This is a genomic window from Zunongwangia sp. HGR-M22 (assembly GCF_027594425.1).
Taxonomy (GTDB): domain Bacteria; phylum Bacteroidota; class Bacteroidia; order Flavobacteriales; family Flavobacteriaceae; genus Zunongwangia.
The window spans coordinates 229,083-245,249 of record NZ_CP115159.1 but is presented as its reverse complement, the minus strand read 5'-3'; the positions used below and the strand labels follow the sequence as shown (position 1 = coordinate 245,249).

General features: G+C 36.5%; 14 protein-coding genes and 1 tRNA gene. 12 read left to right on the top strand and 3 right to left on the bottom strand.

The features are described from left to right. Positions 1-87: 87 nt before the first annotated feature. From PBT91_RS01035 to PBT91_RS01015, 5 genes are all read left to right on the top strand, one after another. Positions 88-963: a heme/hemin ABC transporter substrate-binding protein gene (locus PBT91_RS01035; RefSeq protein ID WP_270059959.1), complete on the top strand. Its 876-nt coding sequence runs from the start codon at positions 88-90 to the stop codon at positions 961-963. After that, a complete protein-coding gene (locus tag PBT91_RS01030) occupies positions 953-1,987 on the top strand; it encodes a FecCD family ABC transporter permease (protein ID WP_270059958.1) in 1,035 nt (344 codons plus the stop codon). Before PBT91_RS01035 ends, PBT91_RS01030 begins: the two co-directional genes overlap by 11 nt. Next, positions 1,987-2,796, top strand: coding sequence for a heme ABC transporter ATP-binding protein (locus PBT91_RS01025; RefSeq protein ID WP_270059957.1), 810 nt, complete (start codon positions 1,987-1,989; stop codon positions 2,794-2,796). Before PBT91_RS01030 ends, PBT91_RS01025 begins: the two co-directional genes overlap by 1 nt. Further along, on the top strand, positions 2,793-3,830 hold the full coding sequence (locus PBT91_RS01020; protein WP_270059956.1) for a hemin-degrading factor: 1,038 nt from the start codon (positions 2,793-2,795) through the stop codon (positions 3,828-3,830). The genes PBT91_RS01025 and PBT91_RS01020 overlap by 4 nt, the downstream gene beginning before the upstream one ends. Positions 3,831-4,357: 527 nt before the next feature. Further along, on the top strand, positions 4,358-6,118 hold the full coding sequence (locus PBT91_RS01015) for a cellulase family glycosylhydrolase (protein ID WP_270059955.1): 1,761 nt from the start codon (positions 4,358-4,360) through the stop codon (positions 6,116-6,118). An 85-nt stretch (positions 6,119-6,203) separates the two neighbouring features. Here PBT91_RS01015 and PBT91_RS01010 read toward each other — a convergent pair. After that, positions 6,204-6,275 (bottom strand) — tRNA-Arg (locus PBT91_RS01010). 125 nt (positions 6,276-6,400) lie between these two features. On the opposite strand from PBT91_RS01010, the gene PBT91_RS01005 reads away from it, so the two are divergent. From PBT91_RS01005 to PBT91_RS00990, 4 genes are all read left to right on the top strand, one after another. Then, on the top strand, positions 6,401-6,700 hold the full coding sequence (locus tag PBT91_RS01005) for a hypothetical protein (protein WP_270059954.1): 300 nt from the start codon (positions 6,401-6,403) through the stop codon (positions 6,698-6,700). Between the two features lie 91 nt (positions 6,701-6,791). Beyond that, positions 6,792-7,940: a DUF3095 family protein gene (locus tag PBT91_RS01000; protein ID WP_270059953.1), complete on the top strand. Its 1,149-nt coding sequence runs from the start codon at positions 6,792-6,794 to the stop codon at positions 7,938-7,940. 225 nt (positions 7,941-8,165) lie between these two features. Next, positions 8,166-10,547: a S9 family peptidase gene (locus PBT91_RS00995; protein ID WP_270059952.1), complete on the top strand. Its 2,382-nt coding sequence runs from the start codon at positions 8,166-8,168 to the stop codon at positions 10,545-10,547. Positions 10,548-10,552: 5 nt separating this feature from the next. Further along, positions 10,553-11,776 (top strand): cysteine desulfurase-like protein, encoded by a 1,224-nt coding sequence (locus PBT91_RS00990; protein ID WP_270059951.1) that lies wholly within the window; start codon positions 10,553-10,555, stop codon positions 11,774-11,776. A gap of 277 nt (positions 11,777-12,053) precedes the next feature. Here the strand turns inward: PBT91_RS00990 and PBT91_RS00985 are convergent, their stop codons facing one another. Further along, complete coding sequence (locus tag PBT91_RS00985) at positions 12,054-13,196, bottom strand: cystathionine gamma-synthase (protein WP_270059950.1); 1,143 nt, start codon at positions 13,194-13,196, stop codon at positions 12,054-12,056. A 155-nt stretch (positions 13,197-13,351) separates the two neighbouring features. On the opposite strand from PBT91_RS00985, the gene PBT91_RS00980 reads away from it, so the two are divergent. From PBT91_RS00980 to PBT91_RS00970, 3 genes are read left to right on the top strand one after another with little or no spacing between them, the layout of a single operon-like run. After that, positions 13,352-14,122: a DUF3298 and DUF4163 domain-containing protein gene (locus PBT91_RS00980; RefSeq protein WP_270059949.1), complete on the top strand. Its 771-nt coding sequence runs from the start codon at positions 13,352-13,354 to the stop codon at positions 14,120-14,122. 52 nt (positions 14,123-14,174) lie between these two features. Beyond that, the gene (locus PBT91_RS00975; RefSeq protein ID WP_270059948.1) at positions 14,175-14,528 is read left to right on the top strand and encodes an arsenate reductase family protein; all 354 of its coding nucleotides are present in this window, start codon (positions 14,175-14,177) and stop codon (positions 14,526-14,528) included. Then, positions 14,521-15,417 carry a DMT family transporter gene (locus PBT91_RS00970; protein WP_270059947.1) on the top strand — a complete coding sequence of 299 codons (897 nt, stop codon included), beginning with the start codon at positions 14,521-14,523 and terminating at the stop codon, positions 15,415-15,417. Before PBT91_RS00975 ends, PBT91_RS00970 begins: the two co-directional genes overlap by 8 nt. Before the next feature lie 47 nt (positions 15,418-15,464). On the opposite strand, the gene PBT91_RS00965 is transcribed toward PBT91_RS00970, so the two are convergent. Continuing rightward, the gene (locus PBT91_RS00965) at positions 15,465-15,956 is read right to left on the bottom strand and encodes an acyl-CoA thioesterase (protein ID WP_270059946.1); all 492 of its coding nucleotides are present in this window, start codon (positions 15,954-15,956) and stop codon (positions 15,465-15,467) included. Positions 15,957-16,167: the final 211 nt, after the last annotated feature.

Here is a 16,167-nt window from a genome sequence, read left to right as displayed (position 1 = left end):
AAATAAAAATAATTTTAACATTTGAAAACGGGCTTTTTTTAAAATGAATTTTACATTTGTCTTATTTAGATTTAATAAAAATTAAAAATGAAGGTATTTAAACTATTTAGTCTTCTATGTTTTATAACCATTATTGGTTGTAAAAACAGTGAATCCGATACGACATCATCACAAAAATTCCAATCAGAAAAATCAGAGGAACGACTTATTAGCCTTAATGGAACGCTAAGCGAAATTATTAGCGACTTAGGCCATCAGGATCAAATTGTAGCAGTAGATGTTACCAGCATGTATCCAGAAAACTTAAAAGAAAAGGCTACCGACCTTGGCCATGTGATGAATTTAAATGTTGAAGCCCTGCTGCAACAAAAACCCACACAAATCTTCGCGGTAAAGAAAGAACTTTCAGAAGATATTATTTCCCAGCTTAATGATGTAGAAATTCCTGTTCATTATTACGAACCTGAATATTCTGTAGAAGGCGCTGAACAACTCATCAAGGCTGTTGCCAAAGATCTTGATACCGAAGCCCCTAAAAAGCTGACCAAAAACATCGAAAGTAATCTCAACAGCCTAACAGCATTTAGCGACACGCCTAAAGTAATGTTTATTTACGCTCGTGGTGCCGGCACTTTACTGGTGGCCGGAAAAGAAACACCGGTAGCAAAAATGATCGAACTTGCCGGTGGCGAAAACGCAATGAATTCTTACGATGATTATCGCCCGCTTACGACCGAAGCTGTGGCACAGGCCAATCCTGATGTCCTATTATTTTTTAACACAGGCTTACAAAGTGTAAATGGTGTAGAAGGTTTAAAAGATATTCCCGGCCTGGTAAACTCTACCGCCGCCCAGAAAGGACAGGTAATTAGCATGGATGGCTTATTATTAACGGGGTTTGGTCCACGAACAGGAGAAGCCGCAGCAGAACTTAATACAAAGCTTAGCCAGTATGCAAAATAGGTTTAAATGGTATATGTCTTTAGGCCTTATTCTATTGATTGTCGCTTTTATAGCTTCTAGCCTTTTGGGCGTATACCAGTTAAACTGGAATGATTTTATGCTTTTATTTAAAAGCATATTTGATGATACTGTTGCAGTAAATCCTACCGATGCCTATATATTTTTTGATGTACGTATGCCACGAAGCATCTTAGCAATAATTATGGGAGCAGGACTTGCTGTTACAGGAACATCATTACAGGGTATGTTTAAAAATCCATTGGCCACACCAGGAATTATTGGGATAACTTCGGGATCGGCGCTTTTTGCCGCCGTGGCTATTGTTTTGGGTGGTGCTATAAAAGAATTCCTTCCTGAAATCTTACACTATTCCTTAATTTCTATTGCCGCTTTTCTAGGTGCACTCTTAGTGATGATGCTAGTGTACAGCATATCTTTTAAAAACGGTAAAACGCATGTGGTAATTATGTTATTAGCCGGTGTTGCTATTGCTGCCCTCGCTGAGGCAACTACGGGCTTCCTAACTTTTATTTCTAAAGATGATGAATTACGAGATCTTACCTTTTGGCGCTTAGGAAGTCTTGGTGCTGCCAACTGGCCAAAAGTGATTATTCTCTTTATGATCAACCTTATTTGCATTAGTTTCTTGTTAGGAAATGGAAAGGCTTTAAATGCCATGATGCTTGGTGAAGAAAATGCCAGACATTTAGGTATTAATGTAAAAAAATACCATGCTAAAATTATCTGGTTATCATCATTGGTGATTGGCGCCTCAGTGGCTTTTGCAGGAACCATTGCTTTTGTAGGGCTTATTGTCCCATACATTTTAAGGTTACTTTTAGGCTCTGATTACCGGATCGTTTTACCACTCTCTGCCCTTTTTGGTAGTTTATTGTTGCTCACTGCAGATATTATTAGCAGAACCACATTAGCTCCCATCGAAATTCCGATAGGAATTATCACAGCTTTTATGGGCGCTCCGGTCTTTATTTTAATTCTACTTCAATTTAAAAAAGCCCTGTAATGCTAGAAGTACACCAACTAAACATCAGTATCAAGAATAGGAAGCTACTTCAGGATATAAACTTCAGCATAAAAGCAGGCGAACTTTTTGTGATTATTGGTCCTAATGGTGCCGGAAAAAGCACATTGCTTAAGGCCTTAACCGAAGAAATCAACTATTCGGGAGAAATCCATTTTCAGCAAAAATCTATTAAAAATTGGGCCACAGGCAATCTTGCAAAAACAAGAGCTAAATTTAGCCAACATCATCAACAGGATATTCCGCTACCGGTAAGCGAGGTCGTAATGATGGGACGCTATCCTTATTTTACCAGCAGGCCGGGAATTTACGATCTTAAAGTAGTTTCAGAAAGTTTAGAACTTACCGAGATGAGTCATTTTAAGAATCGTTTGTATAACCAGCTTTCAGGCGGGGAAAAACAAAGGGTGCACCTCTCTCGTGTATTTGCACAGCTAAACAACGAATTTCAGGAAAAATTATTACTACTGGACGAACCACTTAACAACCTTGATATTTATTACCAGCATAAAGTTTTAGAAGCAGTACGAGGTTTTGTAAAAAAAGGAAATATGGCTGCGATCGTAATGCACGACCTTAATTTGGCAGCGCAATTTGCAGATCGCATTCTCTTGCTTAAAGACGGGAAAACGGTAAAATATGGTACCCCCCACCAAGTGCTTACCTCCCAAACCATTTGTAATGTTTACGATTTCCCCTGCAAAGTAATGTCTCATCCTCTTGCACAAACACCTATGATCGTGTTTGGTGAAGAAAAATCAACCTCAATAATTCAAAATATTAACCCATGAGTACAACAAGCTTAAAACAACAATGGGAAACTCTTAAAGAAGAGCAACCTCAACTAAGAATACGAAATGCTGCGCAGGCACTCAATGTAAGTGAAGCCGAATTGCTTGCCACAAAAATCGATAATGGTGTTACTCGGTTAGCCAATAAACCTAAAGAAATATTACAGGAAATCGAATCTTTAGGAAAAGTAATGGCGCTAACCCGCAACGAAAGTTGTGTGCACGAAAGAAAAGGAACTTATTTAAACCCATCGATAAGCAAATCTCCAGTTGGTCTATTTGTGGGGGAAGATATCGACCTAAGAATTTTCTTTATGCACTGGGCTTTTGCTTTTGCTGTTACTGAGATGGCTCGCGGAAAAGAACGTCTTAGCCTTCAGTTTTTTGCTGAAGATGGTATGGCTATCCATAAAATCTACCTAACACCAAAAAGTGATGTCGCTGCATACTATGCTTTGGTTGAAAAATATAAAGCTGAAGTACAATCGGCAGAATTAAAAACGAAGGTTTTTTCAGAAGAAAAAAATTATAAAAGCGATGATGAAGTAGCTCTTGCCGATTTTCAGAGATCCTGGGAAACACTAAACGATACGCATCACTTTTTCGGGTTGCTTAAAAAGCACAACATTAGCCGTAACCAAGCCTTACGATTAGCACCTAGCGCCTATTACGCAGACACCATCGATAAGGAAAAAATTGTGAGTATGTTAGAAAATGTCGCGAAACAAGAAGTACCCATTATGGTTTTTGTTGGAAATCGCGGGAATATACAGATCCATACTGGTGAGATCAAAAAAACACTGTGGCACCAACAATGGTTTAATATTATGGATCCAGATTTTAATCTTCACCTAAATATGGAGCAAATTAAAAATTGCTGGGTAGTAAGAAAACCTACCGATGATGGCATCGTTACTTCTATAGAATGTTTTGATGAGAATGAGGAATTAATCGTTCAGTTCTTCGGAAAAAGAAAACCGGGGATTCCCGAAATTAAGGAATGGCAAGAAGTTGTGGCGCAACTTCAGCAATAAGAATAACAATAGGCAAGCTTAAGTTTAACAGATTTGTTCCATAAATGAGCCTGAGGATATTCCAATATCTTGCGATGCCAATAAATTTTAAGTGATGCTGGAAATCATATTAATCGTTCTGGCAGTTATTTGTTTTTTGATTATCCTGCTTCTTTATAAAGATTGTGGGATGTGTTCTAGTAAGTTTTAAAGTCGAGAAAAGGGATTAAAAGTTTAACTTCTAATCCCTTTTTTCGTTAAGACGACGTTTTTATAAATAACAATCAGAACCGTTACACTTATCAAATCTAGCAATTGAAACATTACCAGGATACCTTTTAAAGTTAATTACGTGCTGCATCAATCGACACTCAAGAGTGTTTTAAAACAAACCACAAACCAATAAATAACTTTAAATCAACAAAATAACTTTTAAATAAAATACAAAATCGATTTTTGGCAGTACATAGTTTGTATATTTAAGCTACTATATTATAAGGTATATTCCCAAATTTACTTTTTATAAACTAACCTAAAAACTATTTATTATGAAAACACAATTACGACAAACGTATTGTAAGCTAAGTTTTGTTTTTAGCTTTTTTGTGGCCAGCATCTCTTTAAATGCACAAAATTATTGCGGTTCTACACCAGTAGATGTGCACGGTAACCTAAGTGTAAGCAACACTAAAATTGTAGATAAAAATAATAATCCTGTAAGTTTTGCAGGAAATAGTCTTTTTTGGTCCAATACCGGATGGGGCGCTGAGAAATACTATAATGCTGATGTGGTAAATTGGCTAGCAAGCGACTGGAATTCAACAATTGTAAGAGCTGCTATGGGCGTAGAAGATAACGGAGGATATTTAAGCAATCCTAGCCAAAATAAAACTCGAGTTAAAAATGTAGTAGATGCAGCGATTGCTAAAGGATTATATGTGATTATCGATTGGCATTCCCACCATGCAGAAAATAACCAGCAGGCAGCTATCGATTTCTTTGAAGAAATGGCGCAAACTTATGGCAGCTATCCAAATGTTATTTATGAAATTTATAATGAACCTTTACAAGTTTCATGGTCTAACACCATAAAACCTTATGCAAACGCAGTAATTTCAGCAATTAGGAATATTGATCCAGATAATTTAATTGTTGTGGGCACACCCACTTGGTCACAGGATGTGGATGTTGCCTCTACAGATCCTATAAACGCAAATAATATCGCCTATACATTGCATTTTTATGCTGCGACACATAAAGAAAGTTTGCGACAAAAAGCGCAAACAGCGATTAATAATGGAATTGCTTTAATGGTAACTGAATGGGGCAGCGTGCAAGCAAATGGTTCTGGTGCGGTAGATGTTGCCTCTACCGATGCGTGGATGAATTTCCTGGAAGAAAATGATATCACTCATGCTAACTGGTCGATTACCGATAAAAACGAAGGATCTGCGGCTTTGGTTCCGGGAGCTTCTTCTTCAGGTGGTTGGTCATCACAGATGCTAACTGCTTCTGGAAAAAAAGTTAGAAATATTATCCAAAACTGGGAAAAATATTGTGGTAATGATAATGGTTCCGGCAACAATTCACCTTCTGTTTCGATCACTTCGCCTTCTACAAATGATAGCTTTTCAGAAAATACAACCATCACCATAAATGCTGATGCCAACGATAATGATGGTACGATCTCTGAAGTTGAATTTTTCGCCGATGAAAACTCAATTGGAACTGACACCTCATCACCTTATTCTGTGGACTGGAATGCTTCTGCAGGAGATTATTCTATAACAGCTGTTGCTACAGATGATCAAAATCAAACTACAACTTCGGCTGCCATTACAATTAGTGTAACTTCGGCTAATCAAGGTTCTAGCTGTTCCAGTTTACCGGTTTGGTCTTCGCAAGTCATTTATGCTGATGCCGGTACAAAAGTTGTCTTTAACGGAAAAATTTATCAAAATAATTGGTATAGCAACAATCAGAATCCAGAAGAGAATTCGGGACCTTGGCAAGTATGGTCTTTTATCGAAAATTGCTCGTCTACATCAAATTTTGCAGTAAATCAAAAACAAGTCGCCATATATCCTAATCCATCAAATGCTAATTTTGAAGTGAGTATGACTGAAGAATTACCGCTTCAGGAAATTAAAATTTATGATCTACAAGGAAAATTGATTGTACAAAAAAAGATACAATCTAAACAAGCAGTTAATTTCTCACTTGCTAATTATCCAGATGGGTACTATATAGTTAAACTTAAATCTACAAACAAGATCCAAACAAAACATATAGTAAAAAAATCAAATTAAAAAAGACTTATACTTACTAAGTACACCGATTTTTAATACAAAAAACCGTTAGGCATTCACAATTATGCTTAACGGTTTTTGTTTGTAGCCTCGCCAGGAATCGAACCTGGATCTAAAGTTTAGGAAACTTCTATTCTATCCGTTGAACTACGAGGCCGTATAGCACCACAAAAATAAAAATGTTTTTATTATATAGAATCACTACCCGTTAAAACTTCCCTAAGAATAAAGAGAAGCTCAATTAGAACGTGTAATTTCCAGCTAAATTCAACTTAAGTAATTATGAAACCAACCGTATTCCTTTCTTCATTCTTTTTATTAGTTATCACCGCAACCTGTAACAATCAAAAAATAACCAGTAATATGAAACTTACCGGGCTAATCGAAGCAGCAGGCATAACTTCTTATCAATATGGAAGCCATGTCTTAAAAACCGATGATAAAACTTACGCGTTAACTTCAGGAAAAGTAGATCTAACCGAATTGGAAGGACAAACCTATACTATAATCGCCGAAAAAGTTGAGGGTTATCCAGTAGATGGCGGCCCAGAATATTTAAAAGTACTGGAAATCGAAAAATAAATACTTCCCTAAATATAGGATTTGCGTATGCTAAGATTGCATATCTTTACTTGTTTTATTTATGCCGAATTACATAAAAAATAAAAGATTAATGGCTAATAGCAACTCTAATTTTTATGAAGATTTGCCGGTACTGAATATTCCGGTGAGCGAGCTTGTGGGAGATATTGGCAACTTTCATCAGGTTCCAGAAAATTGGCATATAGTGGCAGCAGATATTAAAAACTCTACTGAAGCTATTGCTAATGGAAAACATAACTCCGTCAATTTAATTGCTACAGGTTGCGTTATTGCTATGATTAACATTGCATACGAGGCAAAAAAAAATATACCTTTCTTTTTTGGTGGTGACGGCGCCGTAGCTATCGTTCCCGAAGAAATTTTACAAGAAACGCTTGCTGCGCTTCAGAAACATAAGAGAAATACTCAAAAAAACTTCAAATTAGAACTTAAAACAGGATCGCTTCCGGTTAAAACTATCTACAAAGAAAATATTCAGCTGAAAATCGCTAAACTTAAAGTGAATGCTGATATGGACATTCCTATAGTTTTGGGAGACGCTCTACATTATGCTGAAGATCTAATAAAACACACCCTTCCAAAACAAGAAATCGTTCCCAATAGTAAAGCGCTGAATCTTGATGGAATGGAATGTAAATGGGACAAAATAAAACCTCCAAAAAAGAACCAGGAAGTAGTAAGTTTAATCGTAGTATCAACAAATGATCAGGAAACATCAAAAGTCTTTTCTGAAGTTTTAAAAGCTATCGATAATATTTACGGATCCCCAAACACAAGAAAGCCTATTTCTGTAAGCAGGTTAAAACTGAAAGCTAATCTTCGTAAAATTAATGATGAAATGAAAGCCAAACTGGGTAGATTCTATCTGCCTTATATGTTTAAAAGTTGGATAATTGGGAAATATGGAAAACATATATGGCTTAAAAAACAGAACGGAAAAAACTATCTAAAAAAGATGGTGGCCTTAGCTGACACCTTAGTAATCGACGGAAGAATAAATACAGTTATTTCAGGAACACCTCAGCAAAGGGAAGCGCTTATTGGTTATCTGGACAATCTGGAAGATTCAGGAAAAATAAAATATGGAATTTATGTAAGTGAGGAAAGTATCATGTCCTGCTACGTAAGAAACATTAGCACACACGAGCACATTCATTTTGTAGACGGTGGGAACGGTGGATATACAAAGGCAGCTAAAAGTTTAAAACGCAAACTATAGATTGCTCTATTTTTTATTTCTTAAAAATGGAAAATTATCCTCCTCCAATTGCACTTCAAATTAAGGCTAAAACTTATTATTCTTGAATTCATGTTTCATTTTAGCTATATTGAAACCAATTTTGGCGAGCTTTCATAAAAGAGGAAATCGAATTTTATTTTTATAAAATTTCGGGTTTTGAGTATTTATAATCTCTCCACTAATTAAAATCCAATATTTACGTAAATGACAAAAATTAAACTTCGTTTTAGCAATATCGCAATCCTGGCCTTTATTGCTTTTAGCAGCATTGCCCTAAAGGCACAGCAAAGTGAACTTTCTGTGGAAAAAATTATGCAAGACCCAAAATGGATGGGAACATTTCCTTCCAGAATTCAGTGGGGTATGCAAAGTGAAAATATTTATTTTCAGTATAACTTAGAAAACGATCCCGATGATTCTTTATACAAGATCAATCTTTCTAAACAGTCGAAGATCATAAAAGTTTCTCAGCAGGAAAAGGAAAATATGATTCCGCGTTACGTCGATTATAACAACAAGAAAACCGAAATGCTTTTTACTGAAGATGGGAAACTATTTTTATATAATATCAGGAAAGATTCTAAAACAGAATTAATAGACCTTGGAGAGCGAATTCAGAATCCTGAATTTATGGCAGACGAATCTAAAATCTCGTTTATCTTAAATGATAATGCCTTTATCTACGATCTTGAGGATGGTAAGATTATCAAATTAACCAATATCAATAAAGGCAAAAAACCTGAAGATAGAGAAGAAAAACTTTCAGAAAAAAATCAATGGATTCAGGATGAGAATCTTGATCTTTTACAGGTTATTAATGAGCGTAAAGAAAAATCTGAAGCTTCAAAATCCTATCGCGAAAGTATTGCTCAGGACGAAGATTATGCCTTCTATGCCGGTGACAAACAAATATCCGGGCTTAGCATTTCTCCTAACGGAAAGTATGTGAGTTTCAATTTAATTAAAAGAGAACGCGGTGATAATACCGAAGTCCCAAATTATGTAGACCAATCTGGATATACTAAAGATTTACCTGCACGCTCTAAAGTAGGCGACGATAAAACCGAAGTGGAACTAGCTCTTTATAATGTTGAAAAAGATACCGTTTTTATAGTAGGTACAGATGATCTTGAAGGCATTAAAGACCTACCAGATTACGTAAAAGATTATCCAGATAAAGAATGGGAAGAAAAAGTTCGTGAAGTAATTACCTCACCAGCCTATTTTTCTGAAAACGGTGAAAAAGCTATTGTGAGCATTCGATCTAAAGATAACAAAGACCGCTGGATCGCCCAACTTAATCTTGAAGACGGAAGCCTTAACACTTTAGATCGCCAACGCGACGAAGCTTGGATCGCAGGCCCGGGTCTTGGTTGGTCTTTTGGTGGCGGAACTTTAGGTTGGCTGCCCGACAACAAGCATATTTATTTTCAATCTGAAGCTACCGGATATTCTCATTTGTATCTTCTTAATGTTGATAATGGAGAGAAAAAAGATCTTACTCCTGGTGATTATGAAGTTTTTGATCCCGAATTATCGAATAATAAAAAATACTGGTATTTAACCACTTCTGAAGAAGGCCCAGACGTTCGCCATTTTTACAAAATGCCGGTAATGGGTGGTAAAATGGAAAAACTTACCAACATGACCGGTAATAACCAGGTTTATCTTTCTCCTGATGAAAAATATATGGCGATCTACTATTCCTTCAGTAATAAACCCTGGGAACTTTATCTTAAGAAAACAGGGAAAGGAGAAGCAAAACAACTAACTAGCGGACAATCTGAAGCATTTGCCAGTTACAACTGGAGAACTCCTGAACTTATTAAGTTTGAAGCTGAAGATGGAGCAATGGTTCCGGCAAGATTATACACGCCAAGCGAAGAAACTAAAAACGATGCTGCCGTTGTTTTTGTGCATGGCGCCGGTTATCTACAAAACGTACACCAGTGGTGGTCTTCATATTTTAGAGAATACATGTTCCATAATCTATTAACAGATTTAGGGTATACTGTTATCGATATTGATTACCGCGGGAGCGCCGGTTATGGCCGTGATTGGAGAACCGGGATTTACCGCCAAATGGGAGGTAAAGATCTTTCAGACCAGGTAGATGGTGTAAAATATTTAATTGAAAACCATGGAATCAACCCTGAAAAAGTCGGAATTTATGGTGGAAGTTATGGCGGATTTATTACTTTGATGGCCATGTTTAACGAGCCAGATACTTTTGCTGCAGGTGCTGCGCTAAGATCGGTAACAGATTGGGCACATTACAATCACGGATACACCGCGAATATTCTTAATGAGCCAGTAAATGATCCTATTGCCTACCGAAGATCTTCCCCAATTTATTTTGCTGAAGGTTTAGAAGGTGATTTACTTATCGCCCACGGAATGGTAGATGTAAACGTACATTTTCAGGATGTAGTACGACTTTCACAACGGTTGATTGAATTAGGAAAAGACGATTGGGAAATGGCGGTTTATCCAGTAGAAGACCATGGTTTTGTTGAGCCAAGCAGTTGGACAGATGAGTATAGCAGAATTCTTAAGCTTTTTAATGAAAGTCTTCTGGATAAATAGATATTATGGATATAGACTATGTTAGGAAACAGTTTCCGGCACTCGATAAAGACTTTGTCTTTATGGATAATGCCGGTGGCTCCCAGGTTTTAGGAAAAGTCATTGAGCGTATCAATGGCTATTTAATTCATCATAACGTACAACTTGGTGCATCTTATAAAATTAGCAAAGAAGCTGGCGAAAAGCTAGCCTGGGCAACCAAACAAATCGCAAAATTTATAAATGCTCAGCAAACCGAAGAAATAATCATTGGGCCTTCTTCGAGTATGCTCTTTAGAATTTTGAGTATCTCCCTTAGCAAAAAATGGCAGGAGGGAGACGAAGTAATCGTCACTAATACAGATCATGAAGCCAATGTTTCTCCATGGACAGATTTGGAAGAAAAAGGAATAAAAATTAAGGTTTGGAAAGCCAATCCAGACACGATGGAATTAGAACTTTCTGAACTTAAAAAATTACTTTCTAAAAAAACCAAACTTGTTGCCATTACGCATTGCTCTAATATCTTAGGAACAATAAATCCTATCAAGGAGATTGCTGAAATTACACACCAAAACGGTTCGCTTATCTGCGTAGATGGCGTCGCTTACGCACCTCATCGCCAAATTGATGTCCAAGAACTGGATATCGATTTTTATACCTTTAGCTGGTATAAAACCTATGGCCCGCATTTAGCATTGATGTATGGAAAGTATGATTTGCTTTTAGAAATGGCCGGGATTAATCACTATTTCTTCAAAAAAGATGATATTCCATATAAGTTTCAGCCGGGAAACTTCAATTTTGAGCTCACATACAGTCTTTTAGGAATCACTGAATATTTTAAGGAATTTTATAAGCAACACTTTCCAAACGATAAAGACTCTTCAGTTTTAATGCTGAAAAAATCTTATGAAGTGATTGCAAAGCACGAACAGAAATTAGCGCAAAGACTTCTTGATTTTTTAAATAAAAATCCCAAAGTAAAGATCATAGGAAATCCTGAAGCCGATGCCACTAAAAGAGTACCTACAATTTCTTTTGTACACAACGAGCTTTGTAGCAATGAAATTGTTGAGCAAATCGACGAATATCGAATCGGAATAAGATTTGGTGATTTTTACGCCAAAAAACTGATTGAAGATTTCGACTTAACCGAAAAAAATGGTGTAGTACGTACCAGTTTAGTGCATTACAATACTGAAGAAGAAGTACAACGACTTATCTGGGCACTGGGTAAAGTAATTTAATTTGACTGCTCCGCTTTTAGATTTTAGAACATAGATTAAAAGACGAGGGCTGAAATTATCGAATTTCAGCCCTCGTTTTTTTTATCACATTACGAGATGCTGAAACAAATTCAGCATAACGATTTGAGTTTATTTCGATCTTTAAATTGAACGCTCACGAATTTGCATTATCCAATTAACGCATCAGCAAAATTTCAATAAAAAATTATATAATTTTAGTCTCGCTTATTAGTCTATATTCTACCCTCTAGCAGCACAGCGATCTAAAATCTAATCTCTAACTCAACGCTTGTTTTAAGTCTTCTACTAGATCTTCACCATCTTCAATCCCTACACTTAATCTTATCAAACTATCTACAACACCAGTTTTTGCGCGTTCTTCTGCTGGGATTGAGGCATGCGTCATACTCGCGGGATGTCCTGCCAACGATTCTACCCCTCCTAAAGATTCAGCTAAGGTGAAAACTTTCAGATTTTCGAGTATTTTAACCGCACTTTCTGCGGTTCCTTCCGTAGTAGAAAAAGAAATCATTCCTCCAAAACCTTTCATTTGCTTTTTGGCGATATCGTGGTTTGGATGATCTTCAAAACCTGGCCAGTTAACTTTTGCAACTCCGGCATGCTCTTTTAAGAACCGAGCTACTTTTTCTCCATTTTCGCAATGGCGCTGCATTCTAAGATGTAAAGTTTTTATTCCGCGCAACACCAAAAAGCTATCCTGCGGTCCACAAACAGCTCCACTCGCATTTTGGATAAAATATAATTTATCTGCCAGATCTTTATCTTTCACTACAAGACTACCCATCACAACATCACTATGCCCACCAAGATATTTTGTAGCACTGTGCATCACAATATCGGCTCCTAGATCTAAAGGTTGTTGCAAATATGGCGTCGCAAAAGTGTTATCGACCGCTAATAAGATATCATGTTTTTTAGCAATCTTAGCTGCTGCTTCGATATCGATAATATTCATCATTGGATTAGTTGGAGTCTCCACCCAAATCAATTTTGTATTTTCATTGATATGCGATTCGATATTTTTAGCTTCCTGCATCCCAATAAAGTGAAATTTGATGCCTAAATTTTCAAATATCGAGGTAAATAAACGGTAAGAGCCACCATAAAGATCGTTGGTACTTATAATTTCGTCTCCCGGTTTAAAAAGCTTCAATACAGCATCGATAGCAGCCAAACCAGACCCAAAAGCCATCCCAAATTTACCATTTTCGATACTGGCTAAAGAACGCTCTAAAGCAGATCGAGTTGGATTTCCACTTCTGGAATATTCAAAGCCTTTATGTCCTCCAGGTGTACTTTGTGAATACGTACTGGTTTGATAGATTGGCGGCATTACAGCGTTGTATGCAGGATCTGTATTTTCCTGCCCGCCGTGTATGGTTTTGGTATTAAATTTCATAACAATAATTTTATTGGTTTATAGCGAAAAACCAGCTTTAGAAGCTGATTTTCATTGCTATTAAAAATCTTATTAGCAAAAATAAGCTTCGCATTGGCAATGCCAAAATTGCTGCGTACTTTAGCAAAACAATAACCTAAAACCTGAAAACCATTTTGAAAAAATTTCTTTCTGTGTTGCTTGCCAGCCTTATGATTTTTGCCTGTGAAGAAGAGAAAAAAGAAGCCCTTGTTTTCACCAATTATAACGTAGAAAAAGCCTACGAAAAATGTAATCCAGAGAAAGGAAACTGCACTTTTGTAAACCTTAATTATCCTGTTGCAAAAGGAAAGGAAAATGTCGCTAAAAAGATCAACGATTCTATAGAAGCTCATATTATCCAACTTGTTTCTGGTTTTAATCCCGATGATAAGCCTGAAACTATGGAAGAAATGGTAGATGGTTTTATTGCAAATTATGCTTCTTATCGAGAAGATTTTCCAGATTCTGATATTCCCTGGGAGGCGACTGTTTTTGCTGAAATCACTGAAGAAAACCCAAAATTGCTAAGCATCGATTTTAATGCTTACACCTTTACCGGAGGCGCGCATGGCTACGGAAGCAACACGTATATGAATTTTAATCCTGAAACCGGGAAAGTTTATACTCACAAGGATTTATTTACTTCAGAATTTAAAGATTTCGTAGAAAAAGATTTCAGAAAAAAAGAAGATATCCCGCAAGATAAAAACATCAACAGCACCGGAATGTTCTTTGAAAATGACGAATTTAATCTTCCTGTTAATATTGGATTTAGAGATGATAAATTGATCTTAACTTACAATCCATACGAGATCGCCGCTTATGCTGAAGGACAAAAAACTTATGAATATGATCTGGAAAAAATTTCAGAATATTTAAAAATAGATCTTTCAGCAACCGAATAAATTGCAGAAGCTCTTATAAAATTTTTTCTTTGCAATCCTAAATTGAAATAAAATGAAAAAGATCTACTACCTGTCTACCTGCGATACCTGTAAACGAATTTTAAACGAGATCGAAGCTCCGGCAGCATTTAAACTTCAGGACATCAAAGCCAATGCCATTACAGAAACGCAAATAGAGGAAATGCAAAAACTTGCAGGTAGCTATGAATCGCTTTTCAGCAAAAGAGCACGACTTTATAAAGAACGTGAGCTTAAAAACAAGGATCTTAGCGAAGAAGATTACAAAGCTTTGATCCTGGAACATTATACCTTTTTAAAACGTCCCGTAATAATTAACGATGATGAGATCTTTATTGGCAATGCTAAAAAAAATGTAGCGGCCGCTAAAGATTCTATTCATGGATAAGCGTTTGCCGGCGATCCTCGCCGCAATTGGTGCCAGTGCAATCTATGGGTTAAATCATACTATTGCCAAAGGCGTAATGCCCGCACATATTGAAGCTTTTGGCTTTATTATGCTTCGGGTTTTAGGTGCTGCTATTTTATTTTGGTTATTAAGTCCGTTTGCTCCAAAGGAAAAAGTCGATAGAAAAGACTGGCCACGAATGTTGGCTTGCGCAATTTTTGGAATGTGTATAAATATGCTTTTCTTTTTTAAAGGATTAAGCCTTAGTACACCAATTAACAGCTCCGTAATAATTACCCTTTCCCCCGTAATGGTGTTGATTTTAGCTTCTTTTATTCTGAAAGAAAGAATCACGCTTATTAAAGGAATTGGTATTGCTATGGGACTTTCTGGAGCATTAGCCTTAGTGCTTTTTAGCAGCGATAGTGTTTCTAATGCACCTAATATTCCCTTAGGAAATTCGATGTTTATTATTAATGCTTTTTCGTACGGACTTTACCTGGTGATCGTAAAACCGCTTACCAAAAAATATCATGCCATCACCCTTATGAAATGGCTTTTCTTAATGGGTGTTATTTTAAATCTGCCGGTTACTTATTCTGAATTTGTTGCGGTAGACTGGCTTCATTTACCATTCGATGCGATTTGGCGAATGGCTTTTGTCGTCGCCGGAACAACATTTTCTACCTATTTGCTCAACATTTATGCGCTAAAACAATTATCAGCCTCAACAATAAGTGTGTTTATTTATCTACAACCATTAATTGCCATTATCTATGCGATCCTGGTTGGTGCCGATCAATTAACCACCATAAAAGTTGTAGCCGGATTATTGGTATTTGTTGGTGTTTATCTGGTTAGTTTTAAGAAAACAAAAACCCGGGCATAGCCGGGTTTCTAAAAATATAGGTGGAAAATTGATAATTTCAGCTTGCTTTATTTAAGCAATTCTGGATCGATATCTTTAGGTTTTCTACCGTGTTTTCTGGTATCTTCTTTTGTTAGCACTTTAAAATCTTCAGTGTGTGGCAGGCTATCCAGGTTTTTAATCATTTCAGAAGGCAATCCTGTTAATTTTCTTGCTTTAAGATCGATCCAACCCCCCATCATTTCACAACTTGCAAAATTTCTTCCTTTACTATCATAGAAATTATGTACAAATTCAAAATACATTCCGTCTTCAGAAAGTCCTTTTAACTGAAGGCTCACTTTTACCGGCTCGCCTGCAAAAACTTCTCTAAAATAATATACATGCTCATAAAAAACTACCGGACCAAGATTGTGCTTTGCCAGATCTTTTTGTCCAAATCCATTTTCCATTAAAAATGCCATCCTGGTGTGGCTCATAAAGTTAATGTAAGCCGTGTTGGCTAAATGCCTGTTCGCATCTATATCGCTCCAGCGTATCTCGAATTCTTTGGTGTACATAATTTTTCTTTTCAATTTAGAAGAACGGCTAATTTACAAATATTCGCTATGCATGCATAATTAATTTTAAGCATCGATATTAGAAAACTATTAAATTCCCCATAAGAAAATACCGCACGAAATTTTATATATATATTTTCAAGGCAATCCTAATCAACAACCAGTACGCAAGCCTAAGAGATTAAATAGAACAGCTTTTTTGAATTTCAAG